Origin of the sequence: Ectothiorhodospira mobilis, from assembly GCF_016584115.1 — a bacterium.
GTDB lineage: Bacteria > Pseudomonadota > Gammaproteobacteria > Ectothiorhodospirales > Ectothiorhodospiraceae > Ectothiorhodospira > Ectothiorhodospira mobilis.
Genome location: NZ_NRSK01000031.1, coordinates 1 through 19144, shown reverse-complemented (window position 1 = coordinate 19144; position 19144 = coordinate 1). Strand labels below are relative to the sequence as shown.

The 19144-nt window shown below is 69.2% G+C and carries 21 protein-coding genes and 1 other RNA gene; 5 read left to right on the top strand and 17 right to left on the bottom strand.

Annotated features, from left to right (window positions below; all coding sequences use genetic code 11):
* Window positions 1-30 precede the first annotated feature (30 nt).
* An RNA gene (gene rnpB, locus CKO33_RS11110) (RNase P RNA component class A) lies at window positions 31-382 on the bottom strand.
* A 74-nt stretch (window positions 383-456) separates the two neighbouring features.
* Window positions 457-1326, bottom strand: a complete 870-nt coding sequence (gene rsmI, locus CKO33_RS11105) for a 16S rRNA (cytidine(1402)-2'-O)-methyltransferase (RefSeq protein ID WP_338081771.1) — start codon at window positions 1324-1326, stop codon at window positions 457-459.
* Window positions 1327-1538: 212 nt separating this feature from the next.
* Between rsmI and CKO33_RS11100 the strand changes: the two genes are divergently transcribed.
* Genes CKO33_RS11100 through CKO33_RS11085 form a run of 4 tightly spaced genes read left to right on the top strand, consistent with a single transcriptional unit; the run spans window position 1539 to window position 5723 of the window.
* On the top strand, window positions 1539-3350 hold the full coding sequence (locus CKO33_RS11100) for a penicillin-binding protein activator (RefSeq protein WP_200182309.1): 1812 nt from the start codon (window positions 1539-1541) through the stop codon (window positions 3348-3350).
* Entirely contained in the window at window positions 3347-3697 is a 351-nt protein-coding gene (locus CKO33_RS11095) for a YraN family protein (RefSeq protein WP_200182308.1), read from the top strand. Before CKO33_RS11100 ends, CKO33_RS11095 begins: the two co-directional genes overlap by 4 nt.
* A gap of 14 nt (window positions 3698-3711) precedes the next feature.
* On the top strand, window positions 3712-4305 hold the full coding sequence (locus tag CKO33_RS11090) for a phosphoheptose isomerase (RefSeq protein WP_200182307.1): 594 nt from the start codon (window positions 3712-3714) through the stop codon (window positions 4303-4305).
* The gene (locus CKO33_RS11085; protein WP_200182306.1) at window positions 4302-5723 is read left to right on the top strand and encodes an FAD-binding oxidoreductase; all 1422 of its coding nucleotides are present in this window, start codon (window positions 4302-4304) and stop codon (window positions 5721-5723) included. Before CKO33_RS11090 ends, CKO33_RS11085 begins: the two co-directional genes overlap by 4 nt.
* Before the next feature lie 30 nt (window positions 5724-5753).
* Here the strand turns inward: CKO33_RS11085 and CKO33_RS11080 are convergent, their stop codons facing one another.
* From CKO33_RS11080 to CKO33_RS11055, 6 genes are all read right to left on the bottom strand, one after another.
* Window positions 5754-6161: a ClpXP protease specificity-enhancing factor gene (locus tag CKO33_RS11080; protein ID WP_200182305.1), complete on the bottom strand. Its 408-nt coding sequence runs from the start codon at window positions 6159-6161 to the stop codon at window positions 5754-5756.
* 58 nt (window positions 6162-6219) lie between these two features.
* Window positions 6220-6843 (bottom strand): glutathione S-transferase N-terminal domain-containing protein, encoded by a 624-nt coding sequence (locus CKO33_RS11075; RefSeq protein ID WP_200182304.1) that lies wholly within the window; start codon window positions 6841-6843, stop codon window positions 6220-6222.
* An 85-nt stretch (window positions 6844-6928) separates the two neighbouring features.
* On the bottom strand, window positions 6929-7663 hold the full coding sequence (locus CKO33_RS11070) for a cytochrome c1 (RefSeq protein WP_200182303.1): 735 nt from the start codon (window positions 7661-7663) through the stop codon (window positions 6929-6931).
* Entirely contained in the window at window positions 7663-9045 is a 1383-nt protein-coding gene (locus CKO33_RS11065) for a cytochrome b (protein WP_200182302.1), read from the bottom strand. The genes CKO33_RS11070 and CKO33_RS11065 overlap by 1 nt, the downstream gene beginning before the upstream one ends.
* A complete protein-coding gene (petA, locus tag CKO33_RS11060; RefSeq protein WP_200182301.1) occupies window positions 9042-9644 on the bottom strand; it encodes a ubiquinol-cytochrome c reductase iron-sulfur subunit in 603 nt (200 codons plus the stop codon). The genes CKO33_RS11065 and petA overlap by 4 nt, the downstream gene beginning before the upstream one ends.
* A 191-nt stretch (window positions 9645-9835) precedes the next feature.
* Window positions 9836-10585 (bottom strand): Nif3-like dinuclear metal center hexameric protein, encoded by a 750-nt coding sequence (locus CKO33_RS11055; RefSeq protein WP_200182300.1) that lies wholly within the window; start codon window positions 10583-10585, stop codon window positions 9836-9838.
* Window positions 10586-10673: 88 nt separating this feature from the next.
* Here CKO33_RS11055 and CKO33_RS11050 point away from each other — a divergent pair, with 88 nt between their 5' ends.
* Window positions 10674-11828 (top strand): Do family serine endopeptidase, encoded by a 1155-nt coding sequence (locus tag CKO33_RS11050; protein ID WP_200182299.1) that lies wholly within the window; start codon window positions 10674-10676, stop codon window positions 11826-11828.
* Window positions 11829-11843: 15 nt separating this feature from the next.
* Here the strand turns inward: CKO33_RS11050 and hisC are convergent, their stop codons facing one another.
* From hisC to CKO33_RS11005, 9 genes are all read right to left on the bottom strand, one after another.
* On the bottom strand, window positions 11844-12929 hold the full coding sequence (gene hisC / locus CKO33_RS11045; protein WP_200182298.1) for a histidinol-phosphate transaminase: 1086 nt from the start codon (window positions 12927-12929) through the stop codon (window positions 11844-11846).
* Entirely contained in the window at window positions 12926-14242 is a 1317-nt protein-coding gene (hisD, locus tag CKO33_RS11040) for a histidinol dehydrogenase (RefSeq protein WP_200182297.1), read from the bottom strand. Before hisD ends, hisC begins: the two co-directional genes overlap by 4 nt.
* A gap of 43 nt (window positions 14243-14285) precedes the next feature.
* The gene (locus tag CKO33_RS11035) at window positions 14286-15353 is read right to left on the bottom strand and encodes a 3-deoxy-7-phosphoheptulonate synthase (RefSeq protein WP_200182296.1); all 1068 of its coding nucleotides are present in this window, start codon (window positions 15351-15353) and stop codon (window positions 14286-14288) included.
* Window positions 15354-15421: 68 nt separating this feature from the next.
* Window positions 15422-16063 (bottom strand): ATP phosphoribosyltransferase, encoded by a 642-nt coding sequence (gene hisG, locus CKO33_RS11030; protein ID WP_090484913.1) that lies wholly within the window; start codon window positions 16061-16063, stop codon window positions 15422-15424.
* Window positions 16064-16066: 3 nt separating this feature from the next.
* A complete protein-coding gene (gene murA, locus CKO33_RS11025) occupies window positions 16067-17326 on the bottom strand; it encodes a UDP-N-acetylglucosamine 1-carboxyvinyltransferase (protein ID WP_200182316.1) in 1260 nt (419 codons plus the stop codon).
* Window positions 17327-17409: 83 nt separating this feature from the next.
* Entirely contained in the window at window positions 17410-17718 is a 309-nt protein-coding gene (locus CKO33_RS11020) for an STAS domain-containing protein (protein ID WP_200182295.1), read from the bottom strand.
* A complete protein-coding gene (locus CKO33_RS11015; protein WP_200182294.1) occupies window positions 17715-18362 on the bottom strand; it encodes an MlaC/ttg2D family ABC transporter substrate-binding protein in 648 nt (215 codons plus the stop codon). The genes CKO33_RS11020 and CKO33_RS11015 overlap by 4 nt, the downstream gene beginning before the upstream one ends.
* Before the next feature lie 50 nt (window positions 18363-18412).
* On the bottom strand, window positions 18413-18871 hold the full coding sequence (gene mlaD, locus CKO33_RS11010; protein ID WP_200182293.1) for an outer membrane lipid asymmetry maintenance protein MlaD: 459 nt from the start codon (window positions 18869-18871) through the stop codon (window positions 18413-18415).
* A 12-nt stretch (window positions 18872-18883) separates the two neighbouring features.
* Window positions 18884-19144, bottom strand: a 261-nt coding sequence (locus CKO33_RS11005) for an ABC transporter permease (RefSeq protein ID WP_200182292.1), incomplete at its 5' end; no start/stop codon positions are given.

Here is a 19144-nt window from a genome sequence, read left to right as displayed (position 1 = left end):
GGGGATCACCGGAGAGGCGATCGGATGAGGAGTTGGAGCCGGCCGATAAGCCGGGTTCTGTCGTGGACAGCCATTCCTCTGGGACGTGCGTCACCGCACGCCTCAAGCGGCCTACCCGGGTGCAGTGCGGGCCACACCTGTGCACCCCTATTTGGCCTTGCTCCGGGCGGGGTTTACCGTGCCGCGGCGTGTTACCACCCGCGCGGTGCGCTCTTACCGCACCCTTTCACCCTTACCTGTGCCCTTGCGGGCCATCGGCGGTCTGCTCTCTGTGGCACTTTCCGTCGGCTCGCGCCGCCCAGGCATTACCTGGCGCCCTGCCCTGTGGAGCCCGGACTTTCCTCCACGGCAACCTGGCCGCAGCGGCTGTCTGGCCGACTCCATGGCACAGTGTACTGTAGATCTGCATAGACGCAAAGACCGGACCCAACTGCCCGGTGCGGCCCAAGATCCGGATCAGCGGTCCTCACCGTCCGACCCGCAGCCCGCCCATTCCAGCCCCCGGGCATAGAGCCGGTTGCGCGGCAGGCCGGTGATCCCGGCCGTCAGGCGGGCGGCCCGTTTCAGGGGCATCTCCCGCAGGCACAGCGCGAGGATCCGCTCCGCCTCGGGATCCAGCGTCTGCGCCGGGGCATCCGGGGCACCGGCCACCAGCACCACGAACTCCCCCCGGCGGTGATCGGAGGTCTCGGCCAGCCAAGCGTTCAGTGACGCCAGGGTGCCGCCCTGGATCTGTTCAAAGGTCTTGGTGAGTTCCCGCGCCACCACGGCCGGACGCGAGCCCCCCAGGACCTGCGCCATATCCTCCAGGCTCCCGGCAATGCGGTGGCTGGATTCGTAGAAGACCAGGGTGCAGGTCTCCCCCGCCAGGGCCTGAAGGCGCCTGCGGCGCGCCGGGGCACGGGCCGGGAGGAACCCCTCGAACAGGAAGCGATCCGAGGGCAGCCCGCTCACTGACAGGGCCGCCACGAAGGCGCAGGGCCCCGGCACCGGTGAGACCCGAAACCCGGCCTCCCGGGCCCCCCGCACCAGGCGATACCCGGGATCACTCACCAGGGGGGTGCCGGCATCACTCACCAGGGCCAGGGCCTCCCCCTTCTGCAGCCGATTCAGGAGTCCCGGCACCTGGCGTTCCTCGTTATGCTCATGGAGGCTCACCAGGGGCGTGCGGATGCCGGCGTGGGTCAAAAGACCCGCGGTATGGCGCGTATCCTCGGCGGCGATGCCGTCCACGTCGCGCAGCACCTCCACCGCCCGCGGGGAAAGATCCCCCAGGTTGCCAATGGGAGTAGCCACCACGTACAGCACACCGGCTTCAATTGACACGTCGCACCCCGCCCAAGATACTGAGCCCTTTATGGAAAGGGGTCGAGTCTAACCCGCCCGGGGGTGCCGCGAAAGCAACCCCCGACCGGCCCCACCGAGGAACCATGACGCACTGCACGACACCCCACCCGAGCCCCTTCCGCCCATGGCCATGGCACGCCCTGGCGGCGGGAACACTCCTCCTGCTGCTATTGCTGAGCGGGTGCGCGGGCATGGCCCCCGCCCCACCGGCGGATGCCCCCCTCCTGCAAGAGGCCCGAGACCTGGCGTCCGCCGGTGAATACGAGGCCGCGGCGCGGCGTTATCTGGAAGCCGCAGGGGAAACCCGGGGAGCCCCCCGTGCGCAGCTGCAACTGGAGGCCCTGGACCTGCTCAGCCGCGAGGCCGCCGGCAAAGAGGCCTGGCGGCAGGGGCAGGCCCTTGCCGCAGAACTGGCCGGGCAGGAGCTGCGGGGCGAGGACCGTGCGCGCCTTGCCCTGATGCAGGCGCGGATCGCCCTCCACCAGGACGAGCCGGAGACGGCCCTGGACCTTCTCCCTGCGGAATCCGGAGAGCTGAACATCCCGCTTCTGCGGCAGGTCATGGAGATCCGGGGCCGGGCGCAGTGGGCCGCAGGGCAGTGGTCCGGGGCCGTGGCGGACCTGGCCGCCGCGGCCGCCACCGGAGACGAAACGCAGCGGCGCAGATTGGCGGAGACCCTGTGGACACGCCTCACCGCAGCCCCCGACCAGGTCCTGGAGGGACTGGCGGCGGCCCCTCTGCCACCCGATGCCCGGGGCTGGGTACGCCTGGCCCACCTCGCCCGGGATCCCGCACCGCGCCCGCGGGACCTGGAGGACTGGCGCCACCGCCATCCCGGACACGCCGCCCATCCCCTGATCACACAACGGCTCAGCGACCGTTGGAAACAAGCCCGGCAATGGCCCACCCGGGTGGCGGTGCTGCTCCCCCTGAGCGGCCCCCTGGCCACCGCCGGCCGGGCCATCCAGGAGGGCATCACCGCCGCCTACTTCGACCTGCCCCGGGAGCGCCGTCCCCGCCTGGAATTCCACGACACGGCCGGGGATGCGGCCAGGGCACAGGCGCACTACCGATCCGCCGTGCAGGCGGGGGCCCAATGGGTGATCGGCCCCCTCACCCGGGCCGCCGTGGAGGAACTGGCGGCACAGCAGGATCTGTCCGTACCCACCCTGGCACTGAATCACACCCTCGGTGACGGCCCCTTTCCCGAGGATCTCTACCAGTTCGGCCTGAATCCGGAGGACGAGGCCCGGCAGGTGGCCGAGCGGGCCATCCTGGACGGCCTGCAGCAGGCGGTGATCCTGGCACCGGACACGGCACTCGGGGTGCGCCTGCAGCGGGCCTTCGAGACCCGTTTCACCACCCTGGGCGGGGTGGTGCGCGAAGTGGGTTTTTATCCAGCCACCGCCACGGACTTCGAGGCCCTGATCAAGGACACGCTGCGCATCCGCCCCCTGCCGGAGGACCCCGTCCCGGAGAACGACGAGGTACGGGAGGAGGAGGCAACACCACGCTACCGGGAAGATGTGGATCTGATCTTCCTCGCCGGTTCCCCCCAGCAGGCGCGCCTCATCCGGCCCCAGTTGCGCTATCATCACGCGGGGACGCTCCCGGTGATGGCCACCTCCCATGTCTACAGCGCCCAACCCGATCCCCGCATGGATGAGGACCTGGGTGGGATCCTGTTCGCCGACATCCCCTGGGTGCTGGAGGAGGCCAACCCCCGTGCGGAACTGAGGCGCCGTCTGGAGGAGACCGGAACCGACTCAGCCCGCCGGCTACCGCGGCTGGTGGCCCTGGGTTTCGATGCCCTGCACCTCATCCCCCGCATGGGGGAACTGGCACGGGGCGACGGCGCGGGGTATGAGGGACTCACCGGACGCCTGCACATGGACGACCGGGGCCGGGTCCTGCGGACCCTGAACTGGGCCCGGTTCATGGATGGCCGGCCACAACTGCTGCGGGCTGGCACCGTGGCACCACTGCCCCTGGGCGCGCCATGAACCGCCGCGCCCAGGGGGACCGTGCCGAGGCCCGCGCCCGGGCCCACCTGGAATCCCGGGGCCTGCGCCTTCTCACCGCCCAGTACCGCTGCAAGGCGGGCGAGATCGACCTGGTCATGGAGGATCAGGGCACCCTGGTCTTTGTGGAGGTGCGCCAGCGCCGCTCGGCCCGATTCGGCGGTGCCCTGGCCAGCATCGACACACGCAAACAGCGCCGCATCCTCGCCGCCGCCGCCCACTACCTGCAGGCCCATGGCCAGGGTCGCAGCGCCCGTCTGGACGTGGTCGTCATCGAGGCGGACGACCGCATCCAGTGGATCCCCAACGCCTTCGAGGCCCACAGCTAAGGCCCACCAAACCCATGAATCTGCAAGCGCTCATCCGCCAGACCTTCACCGAGACCGCCGAGACCCAGCGCCTGGCGGCCGAACGCCTTCCGGACACCATCGCCACCGCCGCCGGCTGCCTGCTTGAGACCCTGCTGGGGGGACACAAGATCCTGATCTGCGGCAACGGAGGCTCGGCGGCGGACGCCCAGCACTTCGCCTCCGAGATGGTGAACCGCTTCGAACACGACCGTCCCGGCCTGCCGGCCATCGCCCTGACCACCGACACCTCCACCCTCACCTCCATTGCCAACGACGATGCCTTCGAGCAGATCTTCGCCCGTCAGGTGCGGGTCCTGGGGCAGCACGGGGACGTACTCGTGGCCATCTCCACCTCCGGCCGTTCCCCCAACATCCTGCGCGCCATCGAAGCCGCCCGGGAACGGGACCTGCGGGTGGTCGCCCTCACCGGCCGGGACGGCGGCCCCCTGGCGGAACACCTGACCTCCAGGGACGTGGAGATCCGCGCCCCTTCCGAACGCACGGCGCGCATCCAGGAGACCCACCTGGTGGCCATCCACGCCCTGTGCGATCTCATCGACCGGCAACTCCTGGGGATCCGTGAATGACCCCCCCCGCCCCCCTTTCCGAAAGCGCCCTCCAGGCCCTGGCCAATGCCGCCGGTCCCGGGAACCTGCGCACGGCACCGGGGGACTGCTGGGCCTACGGGGGCGACAACTCCCGTCTCCACGCCCCGCCCCAGGCGGTGATCTTCGCCACCGACACGGCCCAGGTGCAGGCAGTGGTGGAGGCCTGCCGGGACCGCTGGATCCCCCTCATCGCCCGGGGCCGGGGCACCGGCACCACCGGCGCCACGGTGCCGGACCGGGGCGGCGTGGTGCTCAGCTTCGAGCGCATGGACCGCATCCTGGAACTGGACCCGGACAACCGGCTCATGGTGGTGCAGCCGGGCGTCACCAACCAGGCCATCCAGGATGCCGCCGCCGCCCACGGATTCTTCTGGCCCCCGGACCCCACCAGCGCCGCCTACTGCACCGTCGGGGGCAACCTGGCCTACAACGCCGCCGGACCCCGCGCGGTGAAATACGGCACCCCCCGGGAGAACACCCTGGGTCTGACCGCGGTCACCGGCAGCGGCCGGATCCTGCACACGGGCGTGCGCACCACCAAGGGGGTGGTGGGCTATGACCTGACCCGGCTGCTCATCGGTTCCGAGGGGACCCTCGGCATCCTCACCGAGGCGGTGCTGCGCCTCACCCCCCTGGCGGAGGGCAAGCGCACGCTCCAGGGCATCTATGACTCCATGGAGGCGGCCGCCCGGGCCGTCTCCCGCATCATGGCCCAGCCGGTGGTCCCCTGCGCCCTGGAGTTTATGGACGGCCAGGCCATCGCCATGATCCGCTCCTACTCCACGGTCCCGTTGCCCGAGGCGGCGGGGGCCCTGCTCATGATCGAGGTGGACGGCCCCGAGGCGGGCCTGACGGAGGCGACCGAGCGGGTGGCCGGGGCCGCCCGGGGCCAGGGCTGCCTGTCCCTCACCCAGGCGCGAACCCAGGAGGAGGTGCAGGCCCTGTGGGCCACGCGCAAGGCCCTCTCCCCCGCCCTGCGGCAGATCGCCCCCAAGAAGATCAACGAGGACGTGGCCGTGCCCGTCTCCCGCATGCCGGACCTGATCCGGGACGTGGAGGCACTATCCCGGGAATACGGCATTCCCATCGTCAGTTTCGGTCATGCCGGCAACGGCAACATCCACGTGAATCTGCTGGTGGACCCGGATGACCCCCGCCAGATGGCGGCGGCCAACCCCTGCCTGGAGCGGCTGTTCGATCGGGTGCTTTCCCTGCAGGGCACCCTCTCGGGGGAGCACGGCGTGGGCATCGCCAAGCGGGACTATGTGGACCGGGAACTGACCCCGGAGGCGCTGGAACTGATGCGGGGCATCAAGGCCTGCTTCGATCCGGCGGACATCCTCAACCCGGGCAAGGGGATGCCCGTACCCCCCTCCCCCGTGGCGGCGGGGCAGTAGATCAGACCGCCGGATCGGCGGGAGGCGGGCTTACTTCACCACCCGCAGGCTCGGCCCCTTGCGGCCGCCGCCATCTCCCCCGTCGGGGCCATCGCCCCCCTCCGGCGGGGGTTCATCACCGCCATCCCCCTCCTCGGGCTCGGCGAACATCATGCCCTGACCGTTCTCCCGGGTGTAGATGGCCAGCACCCGTTCCACGGGCACCTGCACGTTCATCGGCCGGCCGCCGAAGCGGGCGCTGAAGGTCACCTCCTCGTTGCCGATATGCAGGCCATTGACCGCCATGGGGGCCACGTTCAGGACGATGCGCCCGGCCTCCACGTACTCCCGGGGCACCACCACGTCCTGGGCCGCGTCCACCAGCAGGTGCGGCGTCAGGCCGTTGTCGACGATCCACTCATAGATGGCGCGGATGAGATAGGGGCGGCTGGAGGTCATGATCACACTCGCACACGGGCGTGGGCTTGCACAGGCTCGGGTCTCGCCGGCATCCGGATCAGATCCCCTCCCTTTCGGCCTCGCTCAGGCTCTTTTGAAAGGACTCCCGCGCAAAGATGCGCCGGGCGTAGGCCTGGACCGGCTGCGGCAGCCGCTCCATGGGGATGCCCCGCTGCGGCAGTTGCCACAGCACCGGGGCCACGGCGGCGTCCAGGATGCTGAACTCGTCGCCGAGGAAGAAAGGCCTGGCGGCGAAGACCTCAGCGGAGGCGGTCAGGCTCTCCACCAGGATGCGGCGCGGCGCCGTGGCGGACCGCCCGGTGGCGGCCTGCAGTTCATCGATCCCGTGATACCAGTCCCGCTCCACGCGATAGAGGGCGAGCCGGGTGCTGGCACGGGAGACGGGATCCACCGGCATCAGCGGCGGATGGGGAAACCGTTCATCCAGATACTCCTGGATAACCTGGGTACCGTACAGGACCAGTTCCCGGTCCACAAGGGTGGGGACCGAACCGTAGGGGTTGAGATGGGACAGGTCCTCGGGAATGGCCTCGGGATCCACGTGGGCGATCTCGAAGGCGATGTCCTTCTCGGCCAGGACGATCCGCACCGCATGACAGCGCGGGCAGGCCGGGGACGAAAACAGGGTCATGACAGATCTGCGGTTGGCGACGGACGCCATGGGGGCTCTCCCTGGGCAAGCAGGCGCGCCATGCGCGCCCGCCAGACAAACGGGGGGCTTCCCTGCCCCGGGGCGTGACACGGCGTCAATGCACGTCGCGCCAGTACTCCTTCTTCAGCAGGTAGGCCAGGAAGGTGAAGATCACCAGAAAGCCCAGCACCCACACGCCGATGCGCTCACGCTCCAGCTGGATCGGCTCGCCCATGTAGACCATGAAGGCCGTGATGTCGCGCACCACATCGTCGAACTCCTCGGGGGACATGCGGCCCTCTTCCTTCAGCTCCAGCTCCACATGGCCCTCCTCGCCGACATTCTCCTGCCAGCCCTGGAGTTCCCAGAGGACGTGGGGCATGCCCATGTCCGGGAAGACCCGGTTGTTGACGCCGAAGGTGGTTCCCTCATCCAGATAGAACCCCTGCAGCATGCTGTAGATCCAGTCCGCACCCCGTTGACGGGAGGTGAGGGTCAGATCCGGGGCCGGCTGGGCAAACCACTGCTCCGCATCCTCGGGCCGCATGGCGATCTCGATCAGGCTGCCCACCGCAGAGGGTTCGCCCTTCTCGGTACGGGTATGGATGAACTGCTCGGTGACCTGCTCCTCGGAGAGGCCCAGTCCCTTGGCGATGGTGGCGTAGCGATCGTACTGCAGGGAATGACACCCGATGCAGTAATCGAAGAAGTACTCCGCACCCCGCTGCAGGGAGGCCTGGTCGGTCAGGTCGATATTGGCTTCCTCCAGATGGACCCCTCCACCGGCCGATTGGGCCAGGCCCGGAGCCCCCAGGAACATCACAAGACTGAGTGTCAGAATCTTTTTCATCACGAAGTCACCCTCGCCGGAACCGGCTTTTCTTCGTTGAGCTGGGAGAACAGGGGCAGCAGCAGGCAGATCCCCAGATACAGGGTCGGCACCAGCCACCAGGTCATGATCGTCACCCGGTCCCCATCGGCCGCGATACGCGTGAAGTCGTAGTAGCTGTACGCGGCGACGATCGCCAGGAACCACCCCCAACTGAAGGCATCGGAACGCGGCTTGCTATGGAACCAGAGCACGAAGAAGAACAGGTAGTAGACCAGGGTCAAGCGCAGGGCGATTTCTTGGTTCAAGGTGGTGATGTGCTGCAGCCCCAGGTAGGTGAGCACCAGGAAGACCACGCCAAAGGTCACCAGGTTGAACTTGTGGATGGGGCTGCGGTAGCGCACCGAAAGGATCGGGTTGCGATCGATCCAGGGCAGGAACAACAGCACCATCGGGGCGGCGAACATCACCAGCACCCCCAGCAGCGGATCGGGAATGACACGCAGCATGGAGTAGAAGGCGCCGAAGTACCACACCGGGTGGATCAGTTCAGGGGTGGTCAGGGGATCGGCGATCTCGAAGTTGTTCTTCTCCAGGAAGTAACCACCCGCCTCGGGGGCGAAGAAGACGATGCCGAAGAAGATGATGGCGAAGACCCCGAAACCCACCATATCCTTCACGGTGTAGTAGGGATGGAACGGGATGCTGTCCAGGGGACGGCCGTTCTCGTCGGTGAAGTACTTGGTCTCCACGCCGTCGGGGTTGTTGGAACCCACCGCATGCAGGGCCACCACGTGCACGAAGGACAGACCCACCAGCACCAGCGGCAGGGCCACCACGTGCAGGGCGTAGAAGCGGGTCAGGGTGGCGTCGGAGACGAGGAAGTCACCACGGATCCAGGTCACCAGGTCCGGCCCGATCACCGGGAAGGTGCTGAACAGATTCACGATCACCTGCGCCCCCCAGTAGGACATCTGCCCCCAGGGCAGCATGTAGCCGGCGAAGGACTCGGTCATCAGCACCAGGTAGATGAGCACACCGGTGATCCAGATGAGCTCCCGGGGACGCTTGTACGAGCCATAGAGCAACCCGCGATACATGTGCAGATAGACCACGATGAAGAAGGCGGAGGCCCCCACCGCATGCATGTAGCGGATGAGCCAGCCCCACTGCACATCGCGCATGATGTATTCCACAGAGGCGAAGGCCAGTTCGGCATCCGGCTTGTAGAACATGGTCAGGAAGATGCCGGAGACGATCTGGATGGCCAGCACCAGGAAGGACAGGGAGCCGAAGTAGTACCAGAAATTCATGTTCTTCGGCGTGTAGTATTCCGCCAGGTGCTCATTCCAGACCTTGGTGAGCGGGTACCTGGCGTCGATCCAGTCGAGGATAGCTCTCATGCCGCGACTCCTTCTTCGTCTTCGCCTATCACCAGCAGGTTATCCGACTTGTACATGTGGCGCGGAATCACCAGGTTCGTCGGTGCCGGCATGTTACGCCAGACCCGCCCCGCCAGATCGAACTTGGAACCGTGGCAGGCACAGAAGTAGCCGCCGTTCCAGGTCTCCCCCAGGTCCTCCGGGGCCACCTCGGGACGATAGCTGGGGGTGCAGCCCAGATGGGTGCAGATGCCGATGAGCACGGAGAGCTCGGGCCGGCGCGACCGGGTGGGGTTCGCGCAGTAATCGGGCTGCTGGCTCGCCACCTCGGAGTCCGGATCCACCAGCCGCTCGCGGTTCTTGGGCAGCAGTTCCAGCATCTCCTCGGTGCGGTACGTCACCCACACGGGCTTGCCGCGCCATTCCACCTGGACGAGCTGCCCCGGCTCGATCCCGCTGACATCCACCTCCACCGGAGCACCTGCCGCCTGAGCCCGGGCGCTGGGGGACAATGAAGCCAGATAGGGATAGGCCACCGCGGCGACCCCTGCTCCGCCGACCACGCTCGTGGCCGCGACCAGGAATCGCCGTCGATTCTGGTTCACGTCTTCGTAAGACATTCAAAGATTCTCCCGTTGAGGTCCATGAAGTACCGCTGGTCGCTGGGCGCCCGATCGCACACCGGGCCCTTCAGGATAAACGCACGCCCCCCAAAACCCTTCGACGCACCGGGGCACTCAAAACGCTGTAGGATTCCCGAATAAGACCATAACGTCAAGGGTGACCCGCAACGGCCGCAAGATGCATTGATCTATGCAGGATTGTCGATATCGATGAACACATGCTCGATGCCGAAGGTCTCCGCGACGGCCTCCCCCAGGGCCCGGGGGCCATAGCGCTCGGTGGCGTGATGACCGGCGGCGTAGTAGTGGATCCCCGCCTCGCGCGCCACATGCACGGTCGGCTCGGAGATCTCGCCGCTGATAAAGGCATCCATCCCCGCGGCCGCGGCCTGTTCGATCATCCCCTGGGCCCCGCCGGTGCACCAGGCCACCCGGCGCACCGGCCCGTCCCCCCCGGGGATCCACAGGGGTTCGCGCCCCAGGCGGGCGGCGATGCGCGCCCCCAGGGCCGCCCCGTCCAGGGGCTCATCCGGCCGCCCGATGCAGCCGATGCCATCCGGACGCAGGGGGGCCTCGGCCACCAAACCCAGCAAACGGCCCAGTTGGGCGTTGTTGCCCAGATGCGCATGGGCATCCAGGGGCAGATGATAGGCGATCAGGCTGATGTCGTGGGCCAGCAGCAGACCCAGGCGGCGGCGCTTCATCCCCGTGATGCAGGGGGATTCCCCCTTCCAGAAGTAGCCGTGATGCACCAGCAGGGCATCCGCCTCCCGTTCCACGGCGGCCTCGATGAGGGCCTGGCTGGCGGTGACACCGCTCACCAGGCGGGCCACCCGGGGACGCCCCTGGACCTGCAGACCATTGGGGCAGTAATCCTGGAAGGACCCCGCGTCCAGCAGGGCATCCAGATGGTGGACGAGGGTATCGAGTTCGACCATGGCATGGACTCCGGCCGCGGCCTGCGCGGCATGACTTGGGACGACGGGGCATCCCCACCCCGTGGGGTGCTTGTGGTATTTTAACGCCATGACCCGCATTCGTCCCTTCCTCGCCCGGGGCGTGGCTGTCGGCCTGGGGGCCGCCGTCCTGATCCTGGTGCTCTTCCCCGGTCTCGTGCGCGATCCCGCCCCGGTGGTGGAGGTGGTGCAGAGCAGCGGACCCGCCCCCCTGCCGGGGCCCGGCGGTCCAGTGTCCTATGCCGCCGCGGTGGAACGGGCCGCGCCGGCGGTGGTGAACATCTACACCCGCAAGACGGTGATCCAGCGCGCCCATCCCTTCCTGGACGATCCGGTGTTCCGCGAATTCTTCGGCGAGGGCTTTGGCGCCCCCCGGCAGCGCACCCAGACCAACCTGGGCTCCGGGGTGATCATGAGCCCCCAGGGCCATATCCTCACCAACAACCATGTGATCGAAGGGGCCGATGCCATCGAGGTGATGCGGGCCGACGGCCGCAGCGATCCGGCCCGGGTGGTGGGCACCGATCCGGAGACCGACCTGGCGGTGCTCAAGCTGGACACCGGCGACCGGTTGCCCAGCGTCGTCACCGGCGATGCCCGCGGCCTGCGGGTGGGGGACGTGGTGCTGGCCATCGGCAATCCCTTCGGGGTGGGCCAGACGGTCACCCAGGGGATCGTCAGCGCCACCGGCCGCTCCCGCCTGGGACTGAACACCTACGAGAACTTCATCCAGACCGATGCCGCCATCAACCCGGGCAACTCCGGCGGCGCCCTGGTGAACGCCCATGGCGAACTGGTGGGGATCAATACCGCCATCTTCACCCGCTCCGGCGGCTCCCAGGGCATCGGTTTTGCCATCCCGGTGGATCTGGCCCGGGACGTCATGACCCAGATCATCGAGCAGGGGGCGGTGGTGCGCGGCTGGCTGGGCATCGAGATCCAGGAGATCACGCCGCAGCTGGCGGCCTCCTTTGGTCTGGAGGATACCCGCGGCATCCTGGTGGCGGGGGTGCTGGCCCGGGGACCGGCGGCGCAGGCGGGGATCCGCCCCGGCGATGTCATCACCCACCTGAACGGCACCCGCATCACCAGCGCCCAGAAGGCCCTGAATCTCATCGCCCGGCGGCGCCCCGGAGAGACCCTGGAGATCCGCGGGATCCGCGACGACCGCCCCCTGGAACTGCAGGCCCGGGTGGGTCAACGGCCGCGCATGCAGGCCTCCTGATGCCCGGGGGCGGCCTCAGTCGCCCCCGGCCAGGGCCCCGGTAAGGGCGTCCAGGAAGCGGGCATTCTCCCCGGGGGTGCCCACGGTCACCCGCAGGCAGTCCGTCAGCAATCCCCCCTGCCCCGAGAGATCCTTGATAAGGACCCCGCGGGCGCGAATGCCCTCGAACAGGGACCGGGCCCGGCCCGTGGGCGTGCGAAAGAGGATGAAGTTGGCCTCGCTGGGGAAGGGCTCGATCCCCTCCAGGGCCTGCAACCCACGGTACAGCGCCTCCCGGTCCCGGCGGATGGCCGTCGCCTGGGCCTCGAGCACGTCATGATGCTCCAGGGCGAAGCAGGCCGCCGCCTGGGTGAGGGTGTTGACGTTATAGGGCAGGCGCAGCTTGTCCAGCTGCTCCAGCCAGGGCGCCGGTCCGCAGAGATAGCCCAGGCGCAGGCCCGCCAGCCCCAGCTTGGAGACAGTGCGCATCACCAGCAGGCGGGGATGGGATCCCGCCGCCGGCAGGAAGCTGTCGGCGGCGAAGGGGCTGTAGGCCTCATCCACCACCACCAGCCCCGGGGCCGACTCGATGAGCTGCTCCACCGCCTCCCGCGGCCAGAGATTGCCGGTGGGGTTGTTGGGATAGGCCAGAAACAGCACCGCGGGCCGGTGGATCTCCAGGGCCCGGTGCAGGGCCGGCAGGTCCAGGGCGAAGTCCTCCCGCAGCGGCACCCCCACGTACTCCATGCCCAGCCAGCGGGCTACGGTGCGGTACATGACAAAGGCCGGTTCCGGCGCCATCACCACCCGCCCCGGCCCGGCCAGGGCCATGAGCAGGATCTGGATGAGCTCGTCCGAGCCGTTGCCCAGCATCACCTGCGCCCCCCCGGGGATCCCCATCACCCGCCGCAGGGCGGCCACCAGATCCCCGGCCCGGGGGTCCGGATAGCGGTTCACCGCCACCCCGGCCAGGTGCTCCGCCCAGGGGCGGCGCAGGGATTCGGGCCATTCGTAGGGGTTTTCCATGGCATCCAGCTTGATCAGCCCCCCGGAGGGCGGCACCGGATAGGCGGACTGTTCCCGGATCTCGGGCCGGATCAGGGTCTCGGGGGTCCAGGTCATGACTTGGATTCTTCGTCTGCAGTCCGGTACTGGGCGGAACGGGCGTGGGCCACCAGCCCCTCCCCCCGGGCCAGGACCGCGGCGGTGCGGCCCAGCTCGGCGGCCCCCGCCGGGGAACACTGGATGAGGCTGGAGCGCTTCTGGAAATCGTACACCCCCAGGGGCGAGGAGAACCGCGCCGTGCGCGAGGTGGGCAGCACGTGGTTCGGCCCGGCGCAGTAGTCCCCCACCGCCTCGGCGGTGTGCCGGCCCATGAAGATGGCCCCGGCGTGGCGGATACGGCTGGCCAGGGCGGCGGGATCGGCCACCGAAAGCTCCAGGTGCTCGGGGGCCACGTGGTTGGCCACCGCCACCGCCTCGTCCAGGTCCCGCACCCGGATCAGGGCCCCGCGGGCCGCCAGGGAGGTGCGGATGATCTCCGCCCGGGGCATCTCCGTGAGCAGTTCGTCCATGGCCGCCGCCACCATGTCCAGGTAGGGACCGTCCGGGGACACCAGGATGGCCTGGGCGTCCTCGTCGTGCTCCGCCTGGGAGAAGAGATCGGCGGCGATCCAGGTGGGGTCCGTCTGCCCGTCGCAGACCACCAGGATCTCCGAGGGTCCGGCCACCATGTCGATGCCCACGTTGCCAAAGACCATGCGCTTGGCCGTGGCCACGTAGATGTTGCCCGGGCCCACGATCTTGTCCACCGCCGGCACGGTCTCGGTGCCGTAGGCCAGGGCCGCCACCGCCTGGGCCCCGCCCAGGGCGAAGACCCGGTCCACCCCCGCCGCCGCGGCGGCGGCCAGCACCAGTTCATTCAGGGTGCCATCCGGGGTGGGCACCACCATGATCACCTCCGGCACCCCGGCCACCTTGGCGGGGACGGCGTTCATGATGACCGAGGAGGGATAGGCCGCCTTGCCCCCGGGGACGTACAGCCCCACCCGGTCCAGGGGCGTGATCTGCTGCCCCAGCACCGTGCCGTCGGGCTCGGTGTACTGCCAGTCGGCCAGGCGCTGGTGCTCGGCATAGCGCCGCACCCGGTCGGCGGCCGTCTCCAGGGCCCGGCGCTGTTCCGTCTCCAGCCCCTCCAGGGCCCGGCGCAGGCGCTCCGGGGGGATCTCCAGGTCGGCCACCCGGGGGCGCTGCAGGCGGTCGAAGCGGGCGGTGTACTCCAGCAGGGCGGCGTCCCCGCGCCGGCGCACGTCGGCCAGGATCTCGCTCACGGTGCGGGTCACGGTCTCGTCGGAGACCCCCTCCCAGGCCAGGAGGCGGTCGAGCCGCTCCCGGAAATCGGCCTCACTGCTGTCGAGTCGGTTGATGATCGGCATGGGTCTTCTCCCGCGGATTCGGCGTTGGATGAGGGGCCGGGACTCAGCCCCGGCCGGCGGCGGCGCGGCGCGCCCGCACCCCGGCTGCCAGTTCCTGCAGCACGGGCCCGGTATCGTCCCAGCCCATGCAGGCATCGGTGATGCTCTGGCCGTAGGTCAGGGGGCGGCCGGGGGTCACGTCCTGGCGTCCGGCCACCAGGTGGCTCTCCAGCATCACCCCCATGATGCGCCGGTCCCCCGCCCCCACCTGGGCGGCCACGTCACGGGCCACCTCCACCTGCCGCACCGGGTCCTTGCGGCTGTTGGCGTGGCTGCAGTCCACCATGAGGCGGGCCGGCAGACCGGCATCCTCCAGGGCCGAGGCGGCCTCCTGGATGCTGGCGGCGTCGTAGTTGGGCCGGCGCCCGCCGCGCAGGATGATATGGCCGTCGGGGTTGCCCGCGGTGGAGAAGATGGCCGAGTGGCCGGCCTTGGTCACCGACAGGAAGTGATGCGGCTTGCCGGCGGAGCGGATGGCATCGATGGCGATCTGCAGGCTGCCGTCGGTGCTGTTCTTGAAGCCCACCGGGCAGGACAGGCCGGAGGCCAGTTCCCGGTGCACCTGGCTCTCGGTGGTGCGCGCGCCGATGGCCCCCCAGGCCACCAGGTCGGAGATGTACTGGGGGCTGATGGGGTCCAGGTATTCCGTCGCCCCGGGCATGCCCGAATCCGCCAGATGCAGCAGCAGACCGCGGGCCAGGTGCAGGCCCCTGTTGATCTCGAAGCTGCCGTCCAGGCTGGGATCGTTGATCAGGCCCTTCCAGCCGACGATGGTGCGGGGTTTCTCGAAATAGACCCGCATGATCACCAGCAGCTCCCCGGCCAGGGCATCCCGGGCCGCCGCCAGATGCCGGGCGTAGTCCCGGGCCGCCTCCACGTCGTGGATGGAGCAGGGTCCGGCGATGACCACCAGGCGGTCATCCTCCCCCCGCAGGATGGCCTGCAGGGCGCGCCGCGTCTCGAAGACGGTGCGGGCGGCGGCCTCGGTGACGGGCAGGTCCTCCAGCAGCCGGCGCGGCGGCAGGGCCTCGCGGATATTGACGATTCTCAGGTCATCGGTGGGGTATTGCATGGATCGTTCCGGGTGTTCGTGTGTACCGTCCCGGGACCGGGACGGCGGGCGCGGCGGCCCGCCGCGGTTCAGCGGCGCCGCTCCACCGCCGCCGACAGCTGGGCGACCAGGTCCTTGATGCGGGCGGACTTCATCTTCATGGCCGCCTTGTTCACCACCAGGCGGGAGCTGATGTCGGCGATGGGCTCCAGGGGTTCCAGGCCGTTGGCCCGCAGGGTATTGCCGGTGTCCACCAGGTCCACGATGCAGTCCGCCAGCCCCACCAGGGGGGCCAGCTCCATGGAGCCGTAGAGCTTGATGATCTCCACCTGGCGGCCCCGGGCGGCGAAGTGGCGCCGGGTGGCCTGGACGAACTTGGTGGCCACCCGCAGGCGGCCGGGGCGCAGATGGGCCCCGGGCCGGCCCGCCACCATGAGCCGGCAGCGGGCGATGTTCAGGTCCAGGGGCTCGTAGATGCCCTCGCCGCCGTGCTCCATGAGCACGTCCTTGCCCGACACCCCCAGGTCCGCCGCCCCGTACTGCACATAGGTGGGCACGTCCGCGGCCCGGATCACCACCAGCTTCACATCGTCCCGGTTGGTCTCCAGGATCAGCTTGCGGCTGGTCTCCGGGTCGTCGGCGGGCTCGATGCCGGCCTCGGCCAGCAGCGGCAGGGTGTCCTGGTAGATGCGGCCCTTGGAGAGGGCGATGGTCAGGGTCTTCTCTGGCATGGATTATCCGGGTATGCGGCGAATGTCGGCCCCGAGCTGGGACAGCTTCTCCTCGATGCACTCGTAGCCGCGATCGATGTGATAGATACGGTCCACGACGGTCTCGCCGCGGGCCGCCAGGCCCGCCAGGATCAGGCTGGCGGAGGCCCGCAGGTCCGTGGCCATCACCGGCGCCCCGTCCAGGTGGTCCACGCCGCGGATGATGGCGGTGTTGCCCTCGATGCGGATGTCCGCCCCCATGCGCTGCATCTCCAGGGCGTGCATGAAACGGTTCTCGAAGACCGTCTCCGTCACCGCCCCGGTGCCCTCGGCCACGGCATTGAGGGCCACGAACTGGGCCTGCATGTCCGTGGGGAAGGCCGGATACGGGGCGGTGCGCAGGCTCACGGCCCGGGGCCGGCGTCCGCGCATGTCCAGCTCGATCCAGTCGGAGCCCACCTCCAGTCCGGCCCCGGCCTCCTCCAGCTTCGCCAGCACCGCGTCCAGGGCCTTGGGCTCGGTATCCCGCAGCCGTACCCGGCCACCGGTCAGGGCCGCCGCCACCAGGAAGGTGCCGGTCTCAATGCGATCCGGCAGCACATCGTAGGTGCAGCCCCGCAGCGTGGGCACCCCCTCCACCGTGAGGGTGTCGGTGCCCACCCCACCGATGCGCGCCCCCATGGCGATGAGACAGTGGGCCAGGTCGATGACCTCCGGTTCGCGGGCGGCGTTCTCGATGACGGTGGTGCCCTCGGCCAGGGTGGCGGCCATGAGCAGGTTCTCCGTGCCGGTGACGGTGACGGTGTCCAGCACCAGCCGTGCCCCCCGCAGACGCGGGGCGCGGGCGCGGATATAGCCGTCCTCCACGCGGATCTCCGCCCCCATGGCCTCCAGACCCTTGAGGTGCAGGTTCACCGGCCGCGAACCGATGGCGCAGCCCCCGGGCAGGGACACCTCCGCCTCACCGTAGCGGGCCAGCAGCGGACCCAGCACCAGGATGGAGGCGCGCATGGTGCGCACCAGATCATAGGGGGCGACGCACTCCCGCAGGGTGTTGGGATCCACCTCGATGCGCATGCGCTCGTCCAGGGTCAGGGACACCCCCATCCGCCCCAGCAACCCCATGGTGGTGGTCACGTCCTGCAGGTGGGGGACGTTGCCGATGACCATGGGGCCATCCGCCAGCAGGGTGGCCGCCAGGATGGGCAGCACGGCGTTCTTGGCCCCGGAGATGCGCACGTCGCCCTGAAGCGGGCGACCCCCTCTGATGATGAGCTTGTCCATGGGATGGGCATGATAGCGGAAAAGCCCGCGCGGGGCAGGCACCCCCACCGGGCAATCCCCCCTTACTGCCGGTTCCTGCGGGTTCACCCCTCCTGCGTCCCCGCCTCGGGCAGCACCCCCTCCAGGTCGCTCAGGCGGATCAGGGGGCGCATGTGCGCCGGCACGCCGGTATAGACCAGGCCCTGTCCGCCCCCCAGGCGCAGCCAGGCCAGCAGCAGGGCCACCCCCGCGGAGTCACTGCGGGTGACACCGGACAGGTCCACGCGGCAGGGGGCCTCCCCCGAGCACAGCCGCGCCGGGGCCCCGGACCACAGGGCGGGCACCGTCTCCCGGGTCAGCGGGCCCGTCAGGCGCAGGCCGCCGGGGATCTGCTCCAGCTGCGCCTGCGTCATGATGCCCCGCCGGTCTCCACGGCCTCCTCCACAAGGGCCTCATCCCCCTCCTCCAGACGACGGATGAGGGCGTCGAGTCCCGACTTCTCCACCTCCGTGCCGAAGGCGGTGCGGAAGTTGGTGACAAAGCTCAGTCCCTCCACCTCCAGGTCGAAGACCTTCCAGCGCCCATCCACGGGCCGCAGACGGTAGGTGACCGGGATATTGGACTCCCCCTGCCCCATGACGACCTCGGTGACCACCGAGGCCATGCGCTCGTCCTGGAAGCTGCGGTGGGGCAGGACCCGGATATCCTTGTCCATGTGCTCGGCCATCTGCCGGGTGTAGGTGCGCACCAGCATGTCGCGGAAGGCCTTGGTGAAGCGCTCCCGCTGTTCCGGGGTGGCGGTGCGCCAGTGGCGGGCGAGGATCAGCCGGGACATGCCCTCGAAGTCGATCAGCGGCAGGATGATCTCGTCCACCAGGTCATAGAGGAATTCCGGATTCTCGCGGGTGCGTTCGGGGTCCTCCCGCAATTCGCCCAGTACCCGATCCGCCGTGGTCTCCACCAGATCCACCGGATCCCGCTCCGGCATGGTGGCGGCCAGGGCCGGGAGGCACAGCCCCAGAAGCAGGGCCGCAACAAGGGTGTTCAGCGATCGCATCTCGATCCTCCGTTAGGCATGGCGGCATACCGCCGGAGCGGTCCCCGGCATCAGTTCTGGGTGAGATTCACCATCAGGCGCCCGATGAGCTCCTCCAGCACCACCGCCGACTGGGTGAACAGGAGGGTGTCCCCATCCTGCAGCACCGCCTCCTCGGCCCCCGGCTCCAGGGCGATGTACTGCTCACCCAGCAGGCCGGCGGTGTAGATGCTGGCCTGGGTGTCCCGGGGCAGGTAGTCGTGCTGTGCCGACAGGGTGAGGGTGACCTGTGCCTGGAAGCGCTCGGGGTCGTAGCGGATGTCGCTCACCCGCCCCACCCGCACCCCGGCCAGGGTGACGGGGGCCCGTTCCTTCAACCCGCCGATATTGCTGAAGTAGGCCTGCACCTGGTAGCCCTCCTCGCCGCCGTACTCGCTCAGGTTACTCACCTTCAGGGCCAGGACGAACAGGGCCCCGATCCCCAGGGCCACGAACAAACCGACGGTGATCTCGATCCAGCGTGTCGTCATCTTGCCGTTCCGTTAAAGCTCACCGAACATCAGGCCGGTGAGGATGAAATCCAGGGCCAGGACGGCCAGGGCGGTATGCACCACGGTGCGGGTGGTGGCCCGGCTCACCCCCTCGGCGGTGGGCTCGGTGTCGTGGCCCTCGAACACGGCGATCCAGGTGGCCACCAGACCGAACACCAGACTCTTGATCACGCCGTTGAGGACATCATCGAAGACATCCACATTGGCCTGCATCTGCGCCCAGTAGGCCCCGGCGTCCACCCCCAGCACGCC

Coding starts and splice junctions, on each gene's coding strand:
- CKO33_RS11100 (WP_200182309.1), top strand. CDS start 1,539: ATGGCCCCCGCCCCACCGGCGGATGCCCCCCTCCTGCAAGAGGCCCGA.
- CKO33_RS11095 (WP_200182308.1), top strand. CDS start 3,347: ATGAACCGCCGCGCCCAGGGGGACCGTGCCGAGGCCCGCGCCCGGGCC.
- CKO33_RS11090 (WP_200182307.1), top strand. CDS start 3,712: ATGAATCTGCAAGCGCTCATCCGCCAGACCTTCACCGAGACCGCCGAG.
- CKO33_RS11085 (WP_200182306.1), top strand. CDS start 4,302: ATGACCCCCCCCGCCCCCCTTTCCGAAAGCGCCCTCCAGGCCCTGGCC.
- CKO33_RS11080 (WP_200182305.1), bottom strand. CDS start 6,161: ATGACCTCCAGCCGCCCCTATCTCATCCGCGCCATCTATGAGTGGATC.
- CKO33_RS11075 (WP_200182304.1), bottom strand. CDS start 6,843: ATGGCGTCCGTCGCCAACCGCAGATCTGTCATGACCCTGTTTTCGTCC.
- CKO33_RS11070 (WP_200182303.1), bottom strand. CDS start 7,663: ATGAAAAAGATTCTGACACTCAGTCTTGTGATGTTCCTGGGGGCTCCG.
- CKO33_RS11065 (WP_200182302.1), bottom strand. CDS start 9,045: ATGAGAGCTATCCTCGACTGGATCGACGCCAGGTACCCGCTCACCAAG.
- petA (WP_200182301.1), bottom strand. CDS start 9,644: ATGTCTTACGAAGACGTGAACCAGAATCGACGGCGATTCCTGGTCGCG.
- CKO33_RS11055 (WP_200182300.1), bottom strand. CDS start 10,585: ATGGTCGAACTCGATACCCTCGTCCACCATCTGGATGCCCTGCTGGAC.
- CKO33_RS11050 (WP_200182299.1), top strand. CDS start 10,674: ATGACCCGCATTCGTCCCTTCCTCGCCCGGGGCGTGGCTGTCGGCCTG.
- hisC (WP_200182298.1), bottom strand. CDS start 12,929: ATGACCTGGACCCCCGAGACCCTGATCCGGCCCGAGATCCGGGAACAG.
- hisD (WP_200182297.1), bottom strand. CDS start 14,242: ATGCCGATCATCAACCGACTCGACAGCAGTGAGGCCGATTTCCGGGAG.
- CKO33_RS11035 (WP_200182296.1), bottom strand. CDS start 15,353: ATGCAATACCCCACCGATGACCTGAGAATCGTCAATATCCGCGAGGCC.
- hisG (WP_090484913.1), bottom strand. CDS start 16,063: ATGCCAGAGAAGACCCTGACCATCGCCCTCTCCAAGGGCCGCATCTAC.
- murA (WP_200182316.1), bottom strand. CDS start 17,326: ATGGACAAGCTCATCATCAGAGGGGGTCGCCCGCTTCAGGGCGACGTG.
- CKO33_RS11020 (WP_200182295.1), bottom strand. CDS start 17,718: ATGACGCAGGCGCAGCTGGAGCAGATCCCCGGCGGCCTGCGCCTGACG.
- CKO33_RS11015 (WP_200182294.1), bottom strand. CDS start 18,362: ATGCGATCGCTGAACACCCTTGTTGCGGCCCTGCTTCTGGGGCTGTGC.
- mlaD (WP_200182293.1), bottom strand. CDS start 18,871: ATGACGACACGCTGGATCGAGATCACCGTCGGTTTGTTCGTGGCCCTG.